12 protein-coding genes are annotated in these 15001 nt (G+C 59.4%); 6 read left to right on the plus strand and 6 right to left on the minus strand.

All coding sequences use genetic code 11. The annotated features are described in order from the left end of the window. Positions 1–2: 2 nt before the first annotated feature. Genes HEQ60_RS08420 through lepA form a run of 5 tightly spaced genes read right to left on the minus strand, consistent with a single transcriptional unit; the run spans position 3 to position 5764 of the window. Positions 3–902 carry a hemolysin family protein gene (locus tag HEQ60_RS08420; protein WP_066133849.1) on the minus strand — a complete coding sequence of 300 codons (900 nt, stop codon included), beginning with the start codon at positions 900–902 and terminating at the stop codon, positions 3–5. Then, the gene (ybeY, locus tag HEQ60_RS08425) at positions 899–1456 is read right to left on the minus strand and encodes an rRNA maturation RNase YbeY (RefSeq protein ID WP_245183857.1); all 558 of its coding nucleotides are present in this window, start codon (positions 1454–1456) and stop codon (positions 899–901) included. The genes HEQ60_RS08420 and ybeY overlap by 4 nt, the downstream gene beginning before the upstream one ends. After that, the gene (locus HEQ60_RS08430) at positions 1437–2480 is read right to left on the minus strand and encodes a PhoH family protein (protein WP_168071274.1); all 1044 of its coding nucleotides are present in this window, start codon (positions 2478–2480) and stop codon (positions 1437–1439) included. The genes ybeY and HEQ60_RS08430 overlap by 20 nt, the downstream gene beginning before the upstream one ends. A gap of 8 nt (positions 2481–2488) precedes the next feature. Then, entirely contained in the window at positions 2489–3928 is a 1440-nt protein-coding gene (miaB, locus tag HEQ60_RS08435; RefSeq protein ID WP_168071275.1) for a tRNA (N6-isopentenyl adenosine(37)-C2)-methylthiotransferase MiaB, read from the minus strand. Between the two features lie 30 nt (positions 3929–3958). Then, positions 3959–5764, minus strand: coding sequence for a translation elongation factor 4 (gene lepA / locus HEQ60_RS08440; RefSeq protein WP_168071298.1), 1806 nt, complete (start codon positions 5762–5764; stop codon positions 3959–3961). Positions 5765–5924: 160 nt separating this feature from the next. On the opposite strand from lepA, the gene ddpX reads away from it, so the two are divergent. The 3 genes from ddpX to rimI are packed head-to-tail and all read left to right on the plus strand — an operon-like array spanning position 5925 to position 7715. Further along, positions 5925–6497 carry a D-alanyl-D-alanine dipeptidase gene (ddpX, locus tag HEQ60_RS08445; protein ID WP_168071276.1) on the plus strand — a complete coding sequence of 191 codons (573 nt, stop codon included), beginning with the start codon at positions 5925–5927 and terminating at the stop codon, positions 6495–6497. Next, entirely contained in the window at positions 6478–7194 is a 717-nt protein-coding gene (tsaB, locus tag HEQ60_RS08450) for a tRNA (adenosine(37)-N6)-threonylcarbamoyltransferase complex dimerization subunit type 1 TsaB (RefSeq protein ID WP_168071277.1), read from the plus strand. Before ddpX ends, tsaB begins: the two co-directional genes overlap by 20 nt. After that, entirely contained in the window at positions 7191–7715 is a 525-nt protein-coding gene (gene rimI, locus HEQ60_RS08455) for a ribosomal protein S18-alanine N-acetyltransferase (RefSeq protein ID WP_209315481.1), read from the plus strand. The genes tsaB and rimI overlap by 4 nt, the downstream gene beginning before the upstream one ends. Here rimI and mutS read toward each other — a convergent pair. Continuing rightward, positions 7639–10269, minus strand: a complete 2631-nt coding sequence (mutS, locus tag HEQ60_RS08460; RefSeq protein ID WP_168071300.1) for a DNA mismatch repair protein MutS — start codon at positions 10267–10269, stop codon at positions 7639–7641. The two genes, rimI and mutS, sit on opposite strands and share 77 nt — an antisense overlap. Positions 10270–10451: 182 nt before the next feature. On the opposite strand from mutS, the gene HEQ60_RS08465 reads away from it, so the two are divergent. From HEQ60_RS08465 to HEQ60_RS10900, 3 genes are read left to right on the plus strand one after another with little or no spacing between them, the layout of a single operon-like run. Next, the gene (locus HEQ60_RS08465) at positions 10452–11102 is read left to right on the plus strand and encodes a hypothetical protein (RefSeq protein WP_322099320.1); all 651 of its coding nucleotides are present in this window, start codon (positions 10452–10454) and stop codon (positions 11100–11102) included. Positions 11103–11133: 31 nt separating this feature from the next. After that, positions 11134–13419 carry an NADP-dependent malic enzyme gene (locus HEQ60_RS08470; protein ID WP_168071278.1) on the plus strand — a complete coding sequence of 762 codons (2286 nt, stop codon included), beginning with the start codon at positions 11134–11136 and terminating at the stop codon, positions 13417–13419. Positions 13420–13426: 7 nt separating this feature from the next. Further along, a complete protein-coding gene (locus tag HEQ60_RS10900; protein ID WP_168071279.1) occupies positions 13427–14980 on the plus strand; it encodes a sensor histidine kinase in 1554 nt (517 codons plus the stop codon). The last annotated feature ends 21 nt before the right edge of the window (positions 14981–15001 follow it).

The raw sequence follows: 15001 nt of genomic DNA on the forward strand, positions 1-15001 counted from the left end.
GATCATGCCTCTTCCGCAGGGATCGGGGCGGGCAGATTCCGAATTCGCAGGCGACGAATACGGCGCGGGTCTGCATCGAGAACTTCGAATTCCAGACCACTCTCGTGGGCAATCAGTTCCCCGCGCAGCGGAATGCGCCCGGCCAGACGGAAGACAAGCCCTCCCAAGGTATCGGTATCTTCCCTGTCATCTTCAGAAAACAGATGACCGAAGCGTTCCTCGAACATTTCAAGCGTGACACGGGCATCGGCGGTCAGACTCCCGTCCCCGGCCAGCATCATTTCCGGCTCACTGCCGTTGTCGTGTTCATCCTCGATCTCGCCGACAATCTGCTCCACCAGATCCTCGATTGTCACCAGGCCGTCGATTCCGCCGTATTCATCAACCACCATTGCCATGTGGGTCCGCTTCAGGCGCATGTCCACCAGAAGGTCCAGAACCCGTGTTGCCGGCGATATGCACATAACCTTGCGGACCAGGTGACGTAACTCCGGTTCCTGCCCACGTGCAACGACAGGCAGGATATCCTTGATATGGATCATGCCGACAACATCATCGAGTGTTTCCCTGTATACCGGAATGCGGGAATGTCCCCATCGCCCGGCAAGGTCTGCAACTTCCCGCAGGGGAGTATCCACTTCGATGGCGGTAATATCAGCTCTGGGCACCATGATGTCATAGGCTGTGACATCGCGCAGGTGCAGAATGTTTCCAAGGAGGAGGCGTTCATGACCGTTGATGGAATCGGCATCATCATCTTCGATCAGCTCCTCGAGAGCTTCTCTTACGGCCTCGTCCTTGCGCTTGGCACCGGGAAGGAGCCGCCTTAACAGGCGGATCAGGGAGCCGGCTTCATCTGCCCCGTTCTCACGGGGCTTCCTACTGGAAGAATCGTCGTTCATCTTTCGTCTACTGGGCCTGTTGGTCCATCTCTCCACGGATCCTGCAGGCCAAGGCCGGTCAGGATCTCTGTCTCCAGGCTTTCCATTTCTTCTGCTTCGTCATCCTGTATATGGTCATACCCCAGAAGATGCAGCATGCCGTGGACAAGAAGATGGCAGAAATGGTCTTCCGTGGTCTTGCTCTGCTCTTCAGCCTCGCGGGCTGTGGTCTCAAAGGCAAGAATTATATCACCCAAGGGTTCGGGCATGTCGGGCGGAACGGGCATTCCGGTATCGCGTACGGCGAATGACAGCACGTTTGTTGCCTTGTCCTGGCCACGGTAATCACGATTCAGGGCCTGTATGGTCCTGTCATCTGCAAGGACGACAGATACCTCGAACGTCCCGGTTTCTCCGCTTCCTTCCAAGGTTGCCCTGATGCTGCGATCCACACATCTGGCCAGCTCCGGGACAAGGTCATCCCAGCGCGGGTCCTGCAGGTCAAGGTGTATCGTCACATCGGTGCCGCATATATCCCGAGCCGGGGTCATGGTTTCAGTTTCCGGCTGTATCATGGCTGTTGCTTTCCTGGTCCCGGCGTTCGTAGGCGTGCACAATGCGGCTGACCAGCTCGTGGCGCAGGACATCGTTCCTGTCAAAACGCAGGAATCCGATTCCCTGGACGCCGTTCAGGATATCGCAGGCTTCCTTCAGGCCCGACTGCGTCCCGCGGGGCAGGTCAATCTGGCTCAGGTCGCCGGTAATGACCATGCGTGAGTTCTCGCCCAGGCGGGTCAGGAACATTTTCATCTGGGTTGGTGTGGTGTTCTGGGCTTCGTCCAGGATGACGAAGGCATCGGACAATGTGCGCCCCCGCATGAAGGCCAGCGGTGCAACCTCGATCTCCCGGCTTTCCATCGCCTTCGCGATTTGTTCCCCGGGCAGCATGTCGTGCAAGGCGTCGTACAGGGGGCGCAGATAGGGATCGACCTTTTCCCGCATGTCACCGGGCAGGAACCCCAGCCGTTCCCCGGCTTCCACTGCCGGGCGGGACAGGACGATACGGTTCACCCGTCCCTGTATTTTCATGGCAACTGCCATGGCAACGGCCATGTACGTTTTGCCTGTACCGGCAGGCCCCAGCCCGAAGACCATCTCGTGGCGGTGCATGAGGCGGACGTATTCCGCCTGATTGGGGCTGCGTGGAACGATCGGGCGCTTGCGGGTACGGATGGTCAGGTCTTCCACGCCCTCGGCACCAATGACAGCAGCGGGATCAACCGGCAGCATGCGTACGGCAGCATCCACTTCAGCAAAGCCGATTGAGTGGCCACGACGGGCCTCTTCGTACAGCGATTCCAGGACAGCACGGGCTGATACAACAGCCTTGTCAGGCCCCTCCAGCGTCAAGGTGTTGCCCACGGGAGACACAGACACGCCAAGGTTTCCCTCCAGACGCTCAAGATTGACGTTATGCGCTCCGTACACCAGTGGCAGCAGGGTGTTCTCGGCAAAAGTCAGGCTGATGCGAATCGGGAACCTCCTTTGTTTTCCGGACCCTGTACGGGGATGCCCTGTCTTGGGAAACGAACCGTGCATTGCCAATTCTATACCGGACAGGTGCGATCTGTCGTCAAGGGATCGTGACCGGTTCTCCCGACAGGAACGGCAGCCATGCTTGTTGCGCTGCATGAAGTTATTCGCACATGCACAATATCGCCGACAGTTCCGGCTGAAGCCGGAACATGAACGGGCTGCATGAACGGGCTGCGTCCGACCAATTGTCCGGGCTGACGCCCCGGACGATCCAGAAGGACAGCCATTGTTTTGCCAATACAGGACTGGTTGAAAGCGTTTTGCTGGCGCATCAACTCTTCCTGAAGAATGGCCAATCGCTCGTTCTTCACAGGTTCTGGTACCTGGGATTCCATGGCAGAAGCCGGTGTGCCTGGGCGGGGGGAGTACTTGAACGAATAGGCCTGGATAAAGCTGATATCGCGTACCAAGGCCATGGTATCGGCAAAGTCGGCATCGCTTTCATGCGGGAAGCCGACAATAAAGTCCGAGGACAGGACCAGATCAGGTACCGCTGTTCGCAGGCGATCAACCTTGGCACGGTATTCGGCCCCCGTGTGGCCCCGATTCATGGCCCGCAGGATTTTGTCAGACCCGGACTGGACCGGCAGGTGCAGGAAGGGCATCAGCTGGGGGACGTCGGCGTGGGCGGCGATCAGCTCATCGTCGAGATCCCTCGGATGGCTGGTGGTATAGCGGATCCGGTCCAGCCCGTCGATGTCGGCCAGGGCACGGATCAACCGCCCCAGACCCCACGTGCCGGAGCCCTGTGTGGCATTGCCATGGTAGGCGTTGACGTTCTGTCCCAGCAGCGTCAGCTCCCGCGCGCCATCAGAGACCAGCTTGCGGGCTTCGGCCAGGATATCGGATGCCGGGCGTGAATACTCGGCACCACGGGTGTAGGGAACGACACAGAACGTGCAGAACTTGTCACAGCCTTCCTGTACGGACAAGAAGGCCGAGGGGCCCTGCGCCGTAGGCATTGGCAAGTGGTCGAACTTTGGCTCGGCCGGGAATTCAGTGTCGAGGATACCAAAGCCCCGGAGCCGCCGCTCGTTTGTGGTGTATCGGCGGTCATCCTGTGCGGCGGCCCGTTCAGCCCGGGCGACCATTTCCGGCAGACGGTGATAGGTCTGCGGTCCCAGCACAATGTCTACCCATGGCGAACGGTCCATGATCACCTTGCCTTCGGCCTGGGCGACACAGCCGGCAACGGCAATGATCAGGTCGCGTCCCTGTTCCCGGTTTTCTTCCTGCTGTTCACGCAGCCGCCCAAGTTCGGAGAAAACCTTTTCCGATGCCTTCTCGCGGATGTGGCAGGTGTTCAGAACCACCATATCCGCTTGGGCCTGGTCTTCCGTCGGTTCATACCCAAGGGGCGCCAGAACATCGGTCATACGGGCTGAGTCGTAGACATTCATCTGGCACCCATAGGTGCGTATAAACAGCTTTTTCTTGCGTAGCGCCGTCATGGTTCCTGCCGGTATTCCCGGTGTTTCTGCCTATCTTTGTTCGCCCATGCGCAGGGCCTCGATAAAGGCATTCTGCGGAATTTCCACCTTGCCGAACTGGCGCATCCGTTTCTTGCCTTCCTTCTGCTTTTCCAGCAGCTTCTTCTTGCGGCTGATATCGCCGCCATAGCACTTGGCCGTTACATCCTTGCGCATGGCACTGATGGTTTCGCGGGCAATTACCCGCCCGCCGATGGCTGCCTGGATCGGGATTTTGAACAAGTGCTTGGGAATCAGGTCTTTCAGGCGTTCACAGATTTGCCGCCCACGGTATTCAGCCTGGCTGCGGTGCGCCATGAAGGCCAAGGCATCCACCGGTTCGTTGTTGACCAGAATGCCGACCTTGACCAGGTCGCCCTCGATATACTCATCCACTTCGTAGTCGAAGCTGGCGTATCCCTTGGAAATGGATTTCAGCCGGTCGTAGAAGTCAAAGACAATCTCGTTCAGGGGCAGGCGGTAAACGGCCATGGCCCGGTTCCCGACATAGGTCAGGTCAAGCTGCACGCCCCGGCGTTCGCTGCACAGGCTGAGGACGGATCCCAGATAGTCATCCGGAACCATGATCGTTGCCTTGACCCAGGGTTCCTCTACCCGGTCAATCTTGACCGGATCCGGAAAGTCGGCCGGATTGTGGAGTTCTTTCAGCGATCCGTCTGTCAGGTGCATTCGGTACACGACGGATGGTGCCGTGGTGATCAGGTCCAGATCAAACTCACGATCCAGACGTTCCTGAATAATTTCCATGTGCAGAAGGCCAAGGAAACCACACCGGAATCCGAATCCAAGTGCAGCCGAGTTTTCCGGCTGATAGTCAAAGCTGGAATCATTCAGCCTCAACTTTGAAAGACTGTCGCGCAGGTGTTCGTACTGGGAGCTGTCTACCGGGAACAGGCCGCACCATACCACCGGAATGGATGGCTTGAATCCGGGCAGGGGAGATGTAGCCGGTTTGGCATCATCGGTGATGGTATCACCGACCTGTGTGTCGGCCACCGTCTTGATTCCGGCCATGATAAACCCAACCTGTCCGGCGCTCAGTTCCGGCAGTTCGGTCATCTTGGGGGTGAAGACACCGCAGCGGTCCACCTGATAGGCAGCACCAGTTTGCATCATGCGGATTTTCATGCCTTTTTTCAGGCGTCCTTCCTTGATGCGTACAAGAATGACAACCCCGAGATACGGATCGTACCAGCTGTCGACCAGAAGAGCCTGCAACAAGGTATCCGCATTCCCTTGCGGGGCGGGCAGGCGGGTCACAACCGCTTCCAGAACGGCCGGAATATTCAGGCCTGTCTTGGCTGAAATTTCCACAGCATCGTCGGCAGGGATCCCGATCACATCCTCGATCTGGGTGCGGACCCGTTCCGGTTCTGCTGCCGGCAGGTCAATCTTGTTCAGGACCGGCACAATTTCGTGATTGGCATCAATGGCCTGATAGACATTGGCCAGTGTCTGGGCCTCTACTCCCTGTGAAGCATCGACAACCAGCAGCGATCCTTCGCAGGCTGCCAGAGACCGGCTGACTTCGTAGGCGAAGTCCACGTGGCCCGGGGTATCCATCAGGTTCAGCTCATAGGTCTGCCCGTTCTGGGCCTTGTAGGTCAGGCGGACGGTCTGGGCTTTGATGGTGATGCCGCGCTCACGCTCGATATCCATGGAATCAAGGACCTGTTCCTTCATTTCGCGGTCGGTTAGTCCGCCGCAAAGCTGGATCAGGCGATCGGCAAGGGTGGATTTGCCGTGGTCGATGTGCGCAATGATGGAGAAATTGCGAATATGGCTTAGGTCGGTCATGGCCGTCGTCGAAGTGAATCCTTTGGGCGCGACCATAGGGCCAAAGTGTGCTGCGGGCAATCCTTCAGAACATGTGGGCCTGTTTCTGTGCTTCCGTAACCCGTAAAACGGACGTATGGTGGCGGGCTTGGCAGCCTTTTCATAGAGACATGGTCCGGCTATGCTTGTCGAAATCTCATCAGGTTCCGGCCTTGTGCTGGATATCGCCTATGCCACGGGCAATAATTTTACCGGTGCGCCTGTTTATGCGCGGGCGGCCTGTTTCCTTGTGCCAGAGGCCGCGCAGGCTTTGGACCGTGCGGCTGCCCTGGCCATGGGACAGGGGCTGCGACTTTGTGTTTTTGATGCGTTCCGTCCGACGGAAGCCCAGAAAATCCTGTGGGATTTTTTCCCGAACCCTGAATTTGTGGCCAATCCGGCCGTTGGTTCCACCCATAGTCGCGGGGTAGCGGTGGACCTGACCCTGCTTGATGCCGCGACCGGGGTGCCACTGGACATGGGAACCCCGTTTGATGATTTCACCCCGGACTCCCACCATGGGGTTACAACCCTGCCTGCAACGGTCCAGCGTAACCGGTTGACCTTGCTTGGCCTTATGCGTCTGGCCGGGTTCGAGCACCTGGAGACGGAGTGGTGGCATTACAATCTTCCTTCCCCCGAGCGTTGGCCGCTTCTTGATGACATGGCCTTTCAAACACGGATGATGCCGCACCATGCGTATTCTTGCCCTTGATACCTCTGTTGCCGCATGTTCGGCCTGCCTGTGGGAAGACGGGCGTGTTCTGTCCGGGGACAGTATGCCGATGATGCATGGTCATGCCGAAGCCCTGATACCGCTGCTGGCCCGTCTGCGGGACGAGGTCGGTCTTGACTGGGACAGTCTGGACCGTATCGGTGTTACGGTCGGGCCGGGGTCTTTTACCGGCCTGCGTGTCGGGCTGGCGACAGCACGGGCCTTGCGTCTTGCGACGGGTGTTCCGGTAGCCGGGGTCACAGCGACCCGTGCTTGGGCTGCATCCCTTCCGGATGCGGTACGGGCGACGGTCGGTTCCATTCTGGTTGCTATCGATACCCGGCGTGGGGATATGTATGCCGAGCTGTTCCGGGCTTCCGACCTGGTGTCTCTTGCCGGGCCGGAGGTTGTGGCGGCTTCCGATCTCGGGTCCTTTATACAGCGGGCGGGTGTGGGATCGTCGGTTCCACTGGTGTGCGGGGATGCCTCAGGGCTTGTTGATCCCTTGGTGCAGGCTGGAACTCTTCTTGCTGGACCTGCTGTCCCCTGGCCCGATCCGGCTGTCGTGGCTGCTTTGGCGGCAGGGGCGGTGCTGCAGGATGGGGACGATGTGCCCTCCGCGCTGTATGTCCGTCCGCCTGATGCCGCCATACCGGCCAATGGCGGGCAGCTCCGTCCCGGTGCTCCGGCTCCATGATGGATGGGGCTATTTCCCTGCTTCCCCTGACGCCGGTCTATGCGGATGTCCTTGCCGCCGTGCATGCCCGTGCTTTTGCCCGCCCGTGGCTGGCCGTGGATTTTCGGCAGATGCTGGAGACCAGTATTGTTTTTGGTCATCTGGCTGTAACGGGAGAGCAGCCGGCGGGTTTTGCCTTGTTCCGGGCTATGGCGGAGGAAGCCGAAGTTCTGACCTTGGCTGTTGATCCGGGATTTCGCCGTCGTGGCATTGCTGCTGCTCTTTTGAAGGCCTGCCAGGCTGAGGCCGGCGTACGCGGGGCGCAAAAAATATTCCTGGAGGTGGCGGAGAGCAACACCGCAGCCAGAAACCTTTACCAGGCTTTGCGCTATGAAACGATCGGCTGCCGTTCAGGGTATTATCTCCTTGAAGACGGCAGCCGGGAAAACGCGGTGGTGATGGGGCTCAGGCTTGTGCCAGGAGAGTCCGCAGGTGATAGAGTTCTTCCAGGGCCTGACGCGGGGTCAGGTTATCCGGGTTGAGAGTCTCCAGGGCGTTCAGGGCGGGTGATATTGGTGCCGGTGCAGGCTCTGCGTCCTGTTCTCGGCGTCGGGCCGCAGAAAACAAGGGCAGGTCATCGGTCAGGCCTGCGGCCAGTCCTCCCTGATTTGTTTTCTCCAGAATGTCCAGAACCTCTCCGGCTCTCTGGATCACAGCAGCGGGCAGCCCGGCCAGACGGGCAACGTGAATGCCGTACGACCGGTCGGCGGCGCCTGCAGCAATTTCATGCAGGAAGACGATAGACCCCTTCCATTCCCTGACCTTCATCGAATGGCAGGACAGCTGGTCGAGGCGTTTGGTCAGGGCGGTCAGTTCGTGGTAATGGGTGGCAAACAGGGCACGGCACCGGTTGACGTCGTGCAGGTTCTCCACAGTGGCCCAGGCGATCGACAGGCCGTCGAAGGTGGCGGTTCCGCGCCCGATTTCATCCAGGATAACCAGGGAGCGTGGCGTGGCCTGGTTCAGGATGGCAGCCGTTTCCACCATTTCGACCATGAAGGTGGAGCGTCCGCGTGCAAGATCATCGGCTGCCCCCACCCGGCTGAAGAGGCGGTCCACCACGCCGATCCGGGCGTGTGAGGCGGGGACAAAGCTGCCGGTTTGTGCCAGCAGCACAATCAGGGCGTTCTGGCGCAGGAAGGTTGACTTACCCGCCATGTTCGGGCCGGTAATCAGCCACAGGCGCTGTCCGTCTGAAAGGCAGCAGTTGTTTGCCACAAAAGAGGCATCCCCGGCCTTCTCCAGCGCGGTTTCCACGACCGGATGGCGCCCGCCCTGAATGTCAAGGCTGGTATCATCCAGCATCACGGGGCGTGTGTAGCGACGTTCAACAGCCAGTTCTCCCAGACCGGACACAACGTCCAGTGTTGCCAGGGCCGCCCCGGCTGCGGCAATGTCGGTGGCGCGGGCCAGGGTTTCCTCGGCCAAGGTCCGGAACAGGTCGCATTCCATGGCCAGTGCTTTCTCGCCGGCACCGCGGATCCGGTCTTCCAGGTCCGAAAGCTCTACCGTGGTAAAGCGGACGGCATTGGACATGGTCTGGCGGTGGATGAACGGCCCCTCGCGGTCCATCATTGTTTCGGCCCGCTTGGCGGGTACCTCGATAAAGTAGCCGAGCACGTTGTTGTGCTTGATCTTCAGGCTGTCAATTCCGGTGGAATGAACATAGGTGTTTTGCAGGGCAGCAATCAGGCGCCGGCTTTCGTCGCGCAGCCCCCTCAGTTCGTCCAGGACAGGGTTCCAGCCCGGGGCAATAAAGCCACCGTCGCGGACCAGAAGCGGCAGATCAGCCCCCAGTGCCCGGTTCAGGGTGTCGGCAAGGGTATCATGTGTTCCCAGATTGATGCACAGGATGTCCAGAAGGCTGTCTTTTGGTGGTGATACCTGACTGCGCAACAGAACCCGGATGCCCGGGATCTGTGCCAGAGCATCGCGGATGTTGGCCAAATCGCGTGGCCCACCCCGGCCAAGGGACAGGCGGGACAGGGCGCGTTCCACATCCGGACAGTGGCGCAGCGACTCACGCAATGTGGTGCGCAGGGTGTCGTGTCCGCTGAAGGCTTCCACGGCATCAAGGCGATCATTGATGGCACGGATGTCTGTCAGGGGGGCAGACAGCCACGAGGCCAGAAGCCTGGCCCCGGGACCGGTAACGGTTCTGTCAACCGTGGCGAGAAGGCTTCCCCGCCTTTCTCCGCCCATGGTCTGGGTCAGTTCCAGATTGCGACGGGTCGCCGCGTCAATCCCCATCACCGCGTTCTCGGCCAGGCGCCGGAGCGGCGAGAGGCGCGGCAGACGGCCTTTCTGGGTTAGTTCGATATAGTCCACAAGGGCCCCGGCCGCAGCAATTTCGCCGCGACCGAAGCTTCCCAGTCCATCCAGGCCGCGCAGACCGAACAGGGCTTCCAGGCGCTTCTGCCCGTTGGCACTGTCAAAGCGTGACCCGGGAAGGGGGGACAGGACGTTGCGCCATTCCGCCAGGACCGGCGCTGTATCATCGCGTGTGGTCAGGCGGTCGGGGACCAGAATTTCACCCGGAGACAGGCGTGCCAGTGCCATGCCCAGCGTTCCCGGCCCGACCGGCTGGGTCTGGAAATCACCGGTGGAGACATCGACCCAGGCCAGCCCCAGGGTACCGCTACTTTCCGCAACGGCTGCCAGATAGTTGTGACTACGGGCATCAAGCAGGGAATCCTCGGTCAGGGTGCCGGGGGTGATGATGCGTACAGCCTCGCGCCGGACCAGGCTTTTTGCCCCGCGCTTGCGGGCTTCGGCCGGATCTTCTGTCTGTTCACAGACCGCCACCCGGAAGCCCTTGCGGATCAGCTTGGCCAGATAGGCCTCATGGCTGTGGACCGGCACCCCGCACATCGGGATCGGTTGTCCCAGATGCTGGCCGCGTGCGGTCAGGGCAATGTCCAGGGCCTCGGCGGCCTGTTCGGCATCGCGGAAGAACAGCTCGTAGAAATCGCCCATCCTGTAGAACAGCAGGCAGTCTTCGTGTTCGGCCTTGATCGACAGGTACTGCCGCATCATCGGAGTTGTTGTTTCCGGTATGGATGCAGCCGTTGTATCGGCGGGTGTGGTTCCGGAAAGGGAGCAGGGGGGCAAAAGATCGGCGTCGGTCACGGAACAACCCTGGAAACTGTGTTTGGCGGGAAAACTGCCGGTGACCATAACGGCATTCCCGATGTCTTGCCAGTACCGGACTGCAGAATGTGCATACAAAGCCCGTGAAGGGGAAACTCTGTGTACGCCGTATCACTGTTGCAAAATACGCTGGGCATCCTGTCGGTTGGCGGGCACTATGGCTGTGTCGTCCTTTGCCCCGTTCTGTCCAGCAAGGATCATTGGTCTTGGTTTCGCGCCCATCGGACACGGTCACTCCTGTACGCGAGCTGGTTGGCATCCTGCCAACGCCCGATGCGCTGGAGACATGCATTCGTTCACTGCTGAAAGTCGGATTTGTGCGCACGGATCTCTCTGTTCTTGCCGGGCACGATGCTGTTGGGGCCATGGGGCGGGGTGAACAGTCCTGGCAGGCCCGGCTTCTGCCGCTGTTGGCCGAAACCCGCTACGAAGTTCCTGTTGTTGCAGGTACATTGATTGCTTTGGCGGGAAGTCCGGGTGTGGCCTTGGTTGGTATTCTGGCGGCGGCGGGTGTTGGTCTGGCAGCTCTCAAGGAAGCATTTGAGGAATATGATGCCCTTCCCGATGCAGACGATTATGCCTGTGCTGTAGCCAATGGCGAGCTTTTGCTGTGGGTTTTGCTGACCGATCCGGGGGACGAGGAAAAAGCGCGTCTGGTTTTGATGGAACACGGGGCCCGTGCCCTTGCTATTCATGAACAGGTGCCTGCCATGGATTAGGCGGGCAGGAACAAGGGGCAGGACGGGGGTCATGGGGGAAAAAGGCGACAAGTCATTCCGTGCGACGCTGGAGCAGGATGCCCTGGCAATGCATGCATCGGGCCGTCCGGGCAAGATCGAGATTGTTCCAACCAAGCCGCTGACTACCCAGCGCGACTTGTCCTTGGCCTACAGTCCGGGCGTTGCTGCGCCCTGCCGCGAGATTGCCCGGGATCCATCGCTGGCTTACGATTATACGACAAAGGGCAACCTGGTTGCGGTTATTTCCAATGGTACCGCCGTTCTTGGGCTGGGTGATATCGGTGCCCTGGCCGGGAAGCCGGTGATGGAAGGCAAGGCGGTTCTGTTCAAGAAATTTGCCGATGTGGACTCCATCGATCTTGAGGTCGATACGCATGATGTGAACGAGTTTATCAACTGCGTTCGCTTTCTGGGCCCCAGTTTCGGCGGTATCAATCTTGAGGATATCAAGGCACCGGAGTGTTTCATCATCGAGCAGCAACTGCGCGAGATCATGGATATCCCGGTTTTTCATGATGACCAGCATGGTACGGCAATTATTGCGGCGGCCGGCCTGATCAATGCCTGCAAGTTGACTGGCCGCCAGCTGAACGAGGTACGGATTGTTGTCAACGGAGCCGGTGCTGCCGGGATTGCCTGTGTCGAACTGATCAAGGCTATCGGCGTGCGTCACGAGCATGTCACCCTGTGTGATACCAAAGGTGTCGTGTACGTGGGACGGACCGAAGGCATGAACCAGTGGAAATCCGCCCATGCCATCCAGACGCCGGCCCGCACGCTGGCCGAGGCCATGGAAGGTGCAGACGTTTTCCTAGGGGTATCGGTCAAGGGGGTTGTCACGCCGGCCATGCTGGAATCCATGGCGGCACGCCCGATTGTTTTCGCTATGGCCAACCCGGATCCGGAGGTTACACCGGAAGAGGTGTATGCTGTGCGGACTGATGCGATTGTTGCAACCGGGCGATCGGATTACCCGAATCAGATCAACAATGTGCTCGGTTTCCCCTATATTTTCCGTGGTGCTCTGGATGTGCGGGCCCGTACCATCAACGAGGAGATGAAGATTGCCTGCGCCAAGGCTTTGGCCGCCATGGCGCGCGAGGACGTTCCCGATGAGGTGGCAGCAGCCTATTCCGGTCGGCGGCTTCAGTTCGGGCCTGAATATCTGATCCCGGTACCGTTTGATCCACGGCTTGTATCGACCATTCCCCCCGTGGTGGCAAAGGCAGCCATGGACAGTGGCGTTGCCCGTCGTCCGATCGAGGATATGGACGCATACCGGAGTGCCCTTGCTGCACGTCTCAACCCGATGGTCGGGTCCATGCAGGCGATTTTTGCCGAGGTAGCGGCCCGGTCATGCCGGGTTGTTTTTGCCGAAGGTGAAGAGGAAAAAGCGATCCGCGCTGCACTGGCATTCCGGAATGCAGGCTATGGACATCCGGTTCTGGTTGGCCGCAAGGACCGGATAGCCTCCAGTGTTCGTGGTCTGGGGCTGGATGCAGACGCCCTGGAGGGGGTGGAGATCCATAATGCGGCCCTGTCGGAGCGAAACCATTACTACGCGGACCATGTGTACAGCCGGATGCAGCGGCGCGGGCTGTTGTGGCGGGATTGCCTGCGCCTGGTCAACCAGGATCGCAATGTGTTCGGGGCCTGCATGGTTTGCCTGGGGGATGCTGATGCGATGGTCACTGGCCTGACCCGTACCCATGGCAGTGTTCTCAAGGGACTTCTGAAAGTTGTGGATCCCAAGCCGGGGTGCCGCATTTTCGGGATGACAATCATGCTGTCGCGTGGCCGGACGGTGTTTATTGCTGATACGACTATTCACGAAACACCAACGGCGGAGGAGCTGGCCGATATTGCCGTCGGTGCGGCGGCCCGGGTGCGGCAGATGGGGCATGAGCCAAGGGTGGCCTTGGTCAGTTATTCTACGTTCGGCAGCCCGATGGGGCCGGATACGGCTCGTGTTCGTGATGCCGTCCGTCTTCTGGATGCACGGGATGTCGACTTTGAGTACGACGGTGACCTTGGGGCCAACGTGGCCCTGGACAGCGAGCTGATGAAAGTATACCCGTTCTGCCGTCTGTCAGGGCCGGCGAATATTCTTGTCATGCCCGGACAGCATTCAGCCAACGTTGCCTACAAGCTGATGGACAAAATGGGGGGAGCGACGGTCATCGGTCCGATGATGATTGGCCTGGATGCGCCGGTACAGATTGTGCACTTGGACGCCAACGTCTCTGATCTGGTGACGATGGCAGTTCTGGCCGTTCACGATTCCCTGCGCCGTTGAGCGGAAAGTGTCACCAAAATTTCTCTTTTCCGGACAATCCGATCCGGATCATTCTGTTGGATCCCGTATTCTGGCAGGTACCGTTGCTGTTTCATGTTTACAGTCTGCCCCGGATCAAGGATTGACTATGCCCGAAGCCCACAGGTCTGTTTCGTTGTCCCGTTGTGTGCGTGTTGCCTTGATTGGCAGTGTTCCCCCGGTGGGTGTGCTGATTGGCCTTGTGACGTTGGGCCGCCTGCCGGTCGGTGATGCCTTGTTGTCCTGGTTCTGCATCGTGGTTGGCCTGACAGTTCTGGTACGGCCCTTTCTGGCTGATCTGGCTGCGGTTGCTGCGTGTTTGCGTGATGATAGACTGGGAGAGGGGAGCCACCACCTGCCGGATCTCCGGTTTTCTGAAACCGGCCGTGATATTGTTCAGGCTGCGGCGACGCTCAGGAGCGAGATACGCCAACGGCTGAAGCAATCCGAGCACATGGCCAATCTGCACGGTTCCTTGATTACCAACATGCCACAGCCCTTGATTCTGGTTGGTCAGGACCAAATTGTCCTGACCGCCAGTCCGGCTGCAGGAACTTTGTTTGCCCGGGATGTTGTCAACCGCCCTCTGGCATCAGTCCTGCGTGACCCGCCGGTCCTTGAGGCTGTTGCCGGAACTCTGCAATCCGGTGTTCCCCGTTCCTTGAACCTTGTGGTGCCTTCTGGTCCGGTTGAGCGATACTTTGATCTGAAAATTGAACCTGTTCCGGCCCTGGAGGGGGACCGACAGGCTGTCTTGTTGTTTCATGATGTTACCGTTCTGGTTCGTGCCGAGAAAATGCGGGCTGATTTTGTTGCCAATGCCAGTCACGAGCTGCGTACGCCGTTGACGGGGGTTATCGGGTTCCTCGAAACCTTGAATGGCCCGGCCCGCGATGACCCTGATGCACGGGAACGGTTTCTTGGTATCATGTACCAGCAGGCCCTGCGCATGAAGCGACTGATTGATGACTTGATGTCCCTGTCACAGGTTGAGCTACATGAGCACGCCCACCCGACAGAAGCCGTAAACTTGGCTCTTGTTGCCTCTGATGCGGTTGCAGTCCTTGAACCTCAGGCCGAGGAGCGTGGCATATCCTTGGTGCTGGATGTTCCGGGCAGTCTGCCCCCAGTTCCCGGGGATGCTGATGAATTGTCTCAGGTCGTGCAGAACCTGTTGACCAATGCCATCCGTTACGGACAGGACAAGAGGCCGGTAACGGTCGAGATAAGGGTCGGAGGCAAGCCGCCCCCGTCCATGCCCCGTAACGGGCGTGATCATTGTCTGTCGCTGACGGTCCGGGATCATGGCGTTGGCATTCCGCGTGAGCATATTCCCCGCCTGACCGAGCGTTTCTACCGCGTTGATCCCGTTCGTTCCCGTCAGCTGGGGGGAACCGGGCTGGGACTGGCCATCGTGAAGCATATTGTCAACCGCCACCGTGGTACGCTGCATATCGACAGCACTCCGGGGCAGGGCAGCGCCTTCAGTGTATGGCTCCCCTACATGGAGCAACATTGTCACCAGACAGGGAAAACGGGCTGACATCCGTTGCTCCGGCGTCGC

Origin of the sequence: Haematospirillum sp. H1815 (genome assembly GCF_012102705.1) — a bacterium.
Taxonomy (GTDB): domain Bacteria; phylum Pseudomonadota; class Alphaproteobacteria; order Rhodospirillales; family Rhodospirillaceae; genus Haematospirillum.

Excerpts from the sequence above, each read along its gene's own strand:
- HEQ60_RS08420 (WP_066133849.1), bottom strand. The coding sequence starts at position 902 with ATGAACGACGATTCTTCCAGTAGGAAGCCCCGTGAGAACGGGGCAGAT.
- ybeY (WP_245183857.1), bottom strand. The coding sequence starts at position 1,456 with ATGATACAGCCGGAAACTGAAACCATGACCCCGGCTCGGGATATATGC.
- HEQ60_RS08430 (WP_168071274.1), bottom strand. The coding sequence starts at position 2,480 with ATGCACGGTTCGTTTCCCAAGACAGGGCATCCCCGTACAGGGTCCGGA.
- miaB (WP_168071275.1), bottom strand. The coding sequence starts at position 3,928 with ATGACGGCGCTACGCAAGAAAAAGCTGTTTATACGCACCTATGGGTGC.
- lepA (WP_168071298.1), bottom strand. The coding sequence starts at position 5,764 with ATGACCGACCTAAGCCATATTCGCAATTTCTCCATCATTGCGCACATC.
- ddpX (WP_168071276.1), top strand. The coding sequence starts at position 5,925 with ATGCTTGTCGAAATCTCATCAGGTTCCGGCCTTGTGCTGGATATCGCC.
- tsaB (WP_168071277.1), top strand. The coding sequence starts at position 6,478 with ATGCGTATTCTTGCCCTTGATACCTCTGTTGCCGCATGTTCGGCCTGC.
- rimI (WP_209315481.1), top strand. The coding sequence starts at position 7,191 with ATGATGGATGGGGCTATTTCCCTGCTTCCCCTGACGCCGGTCTATGCG.
- mutS (WP_168071300.1), bottom strand. The coding sequence starts at position 10,269 with ATGATGCGGCAGTACCTGTCGATCAAGGCCGAACACGAAGACTGCCTG.
- HEQ60_RS08470 (WP_168071278.1), top strand. The coding sequence starts at position 11,134 with ATGGGGGAAAAAGGCGACAAGTCATTCCGTGCGACGCTGGAGCAGGAT.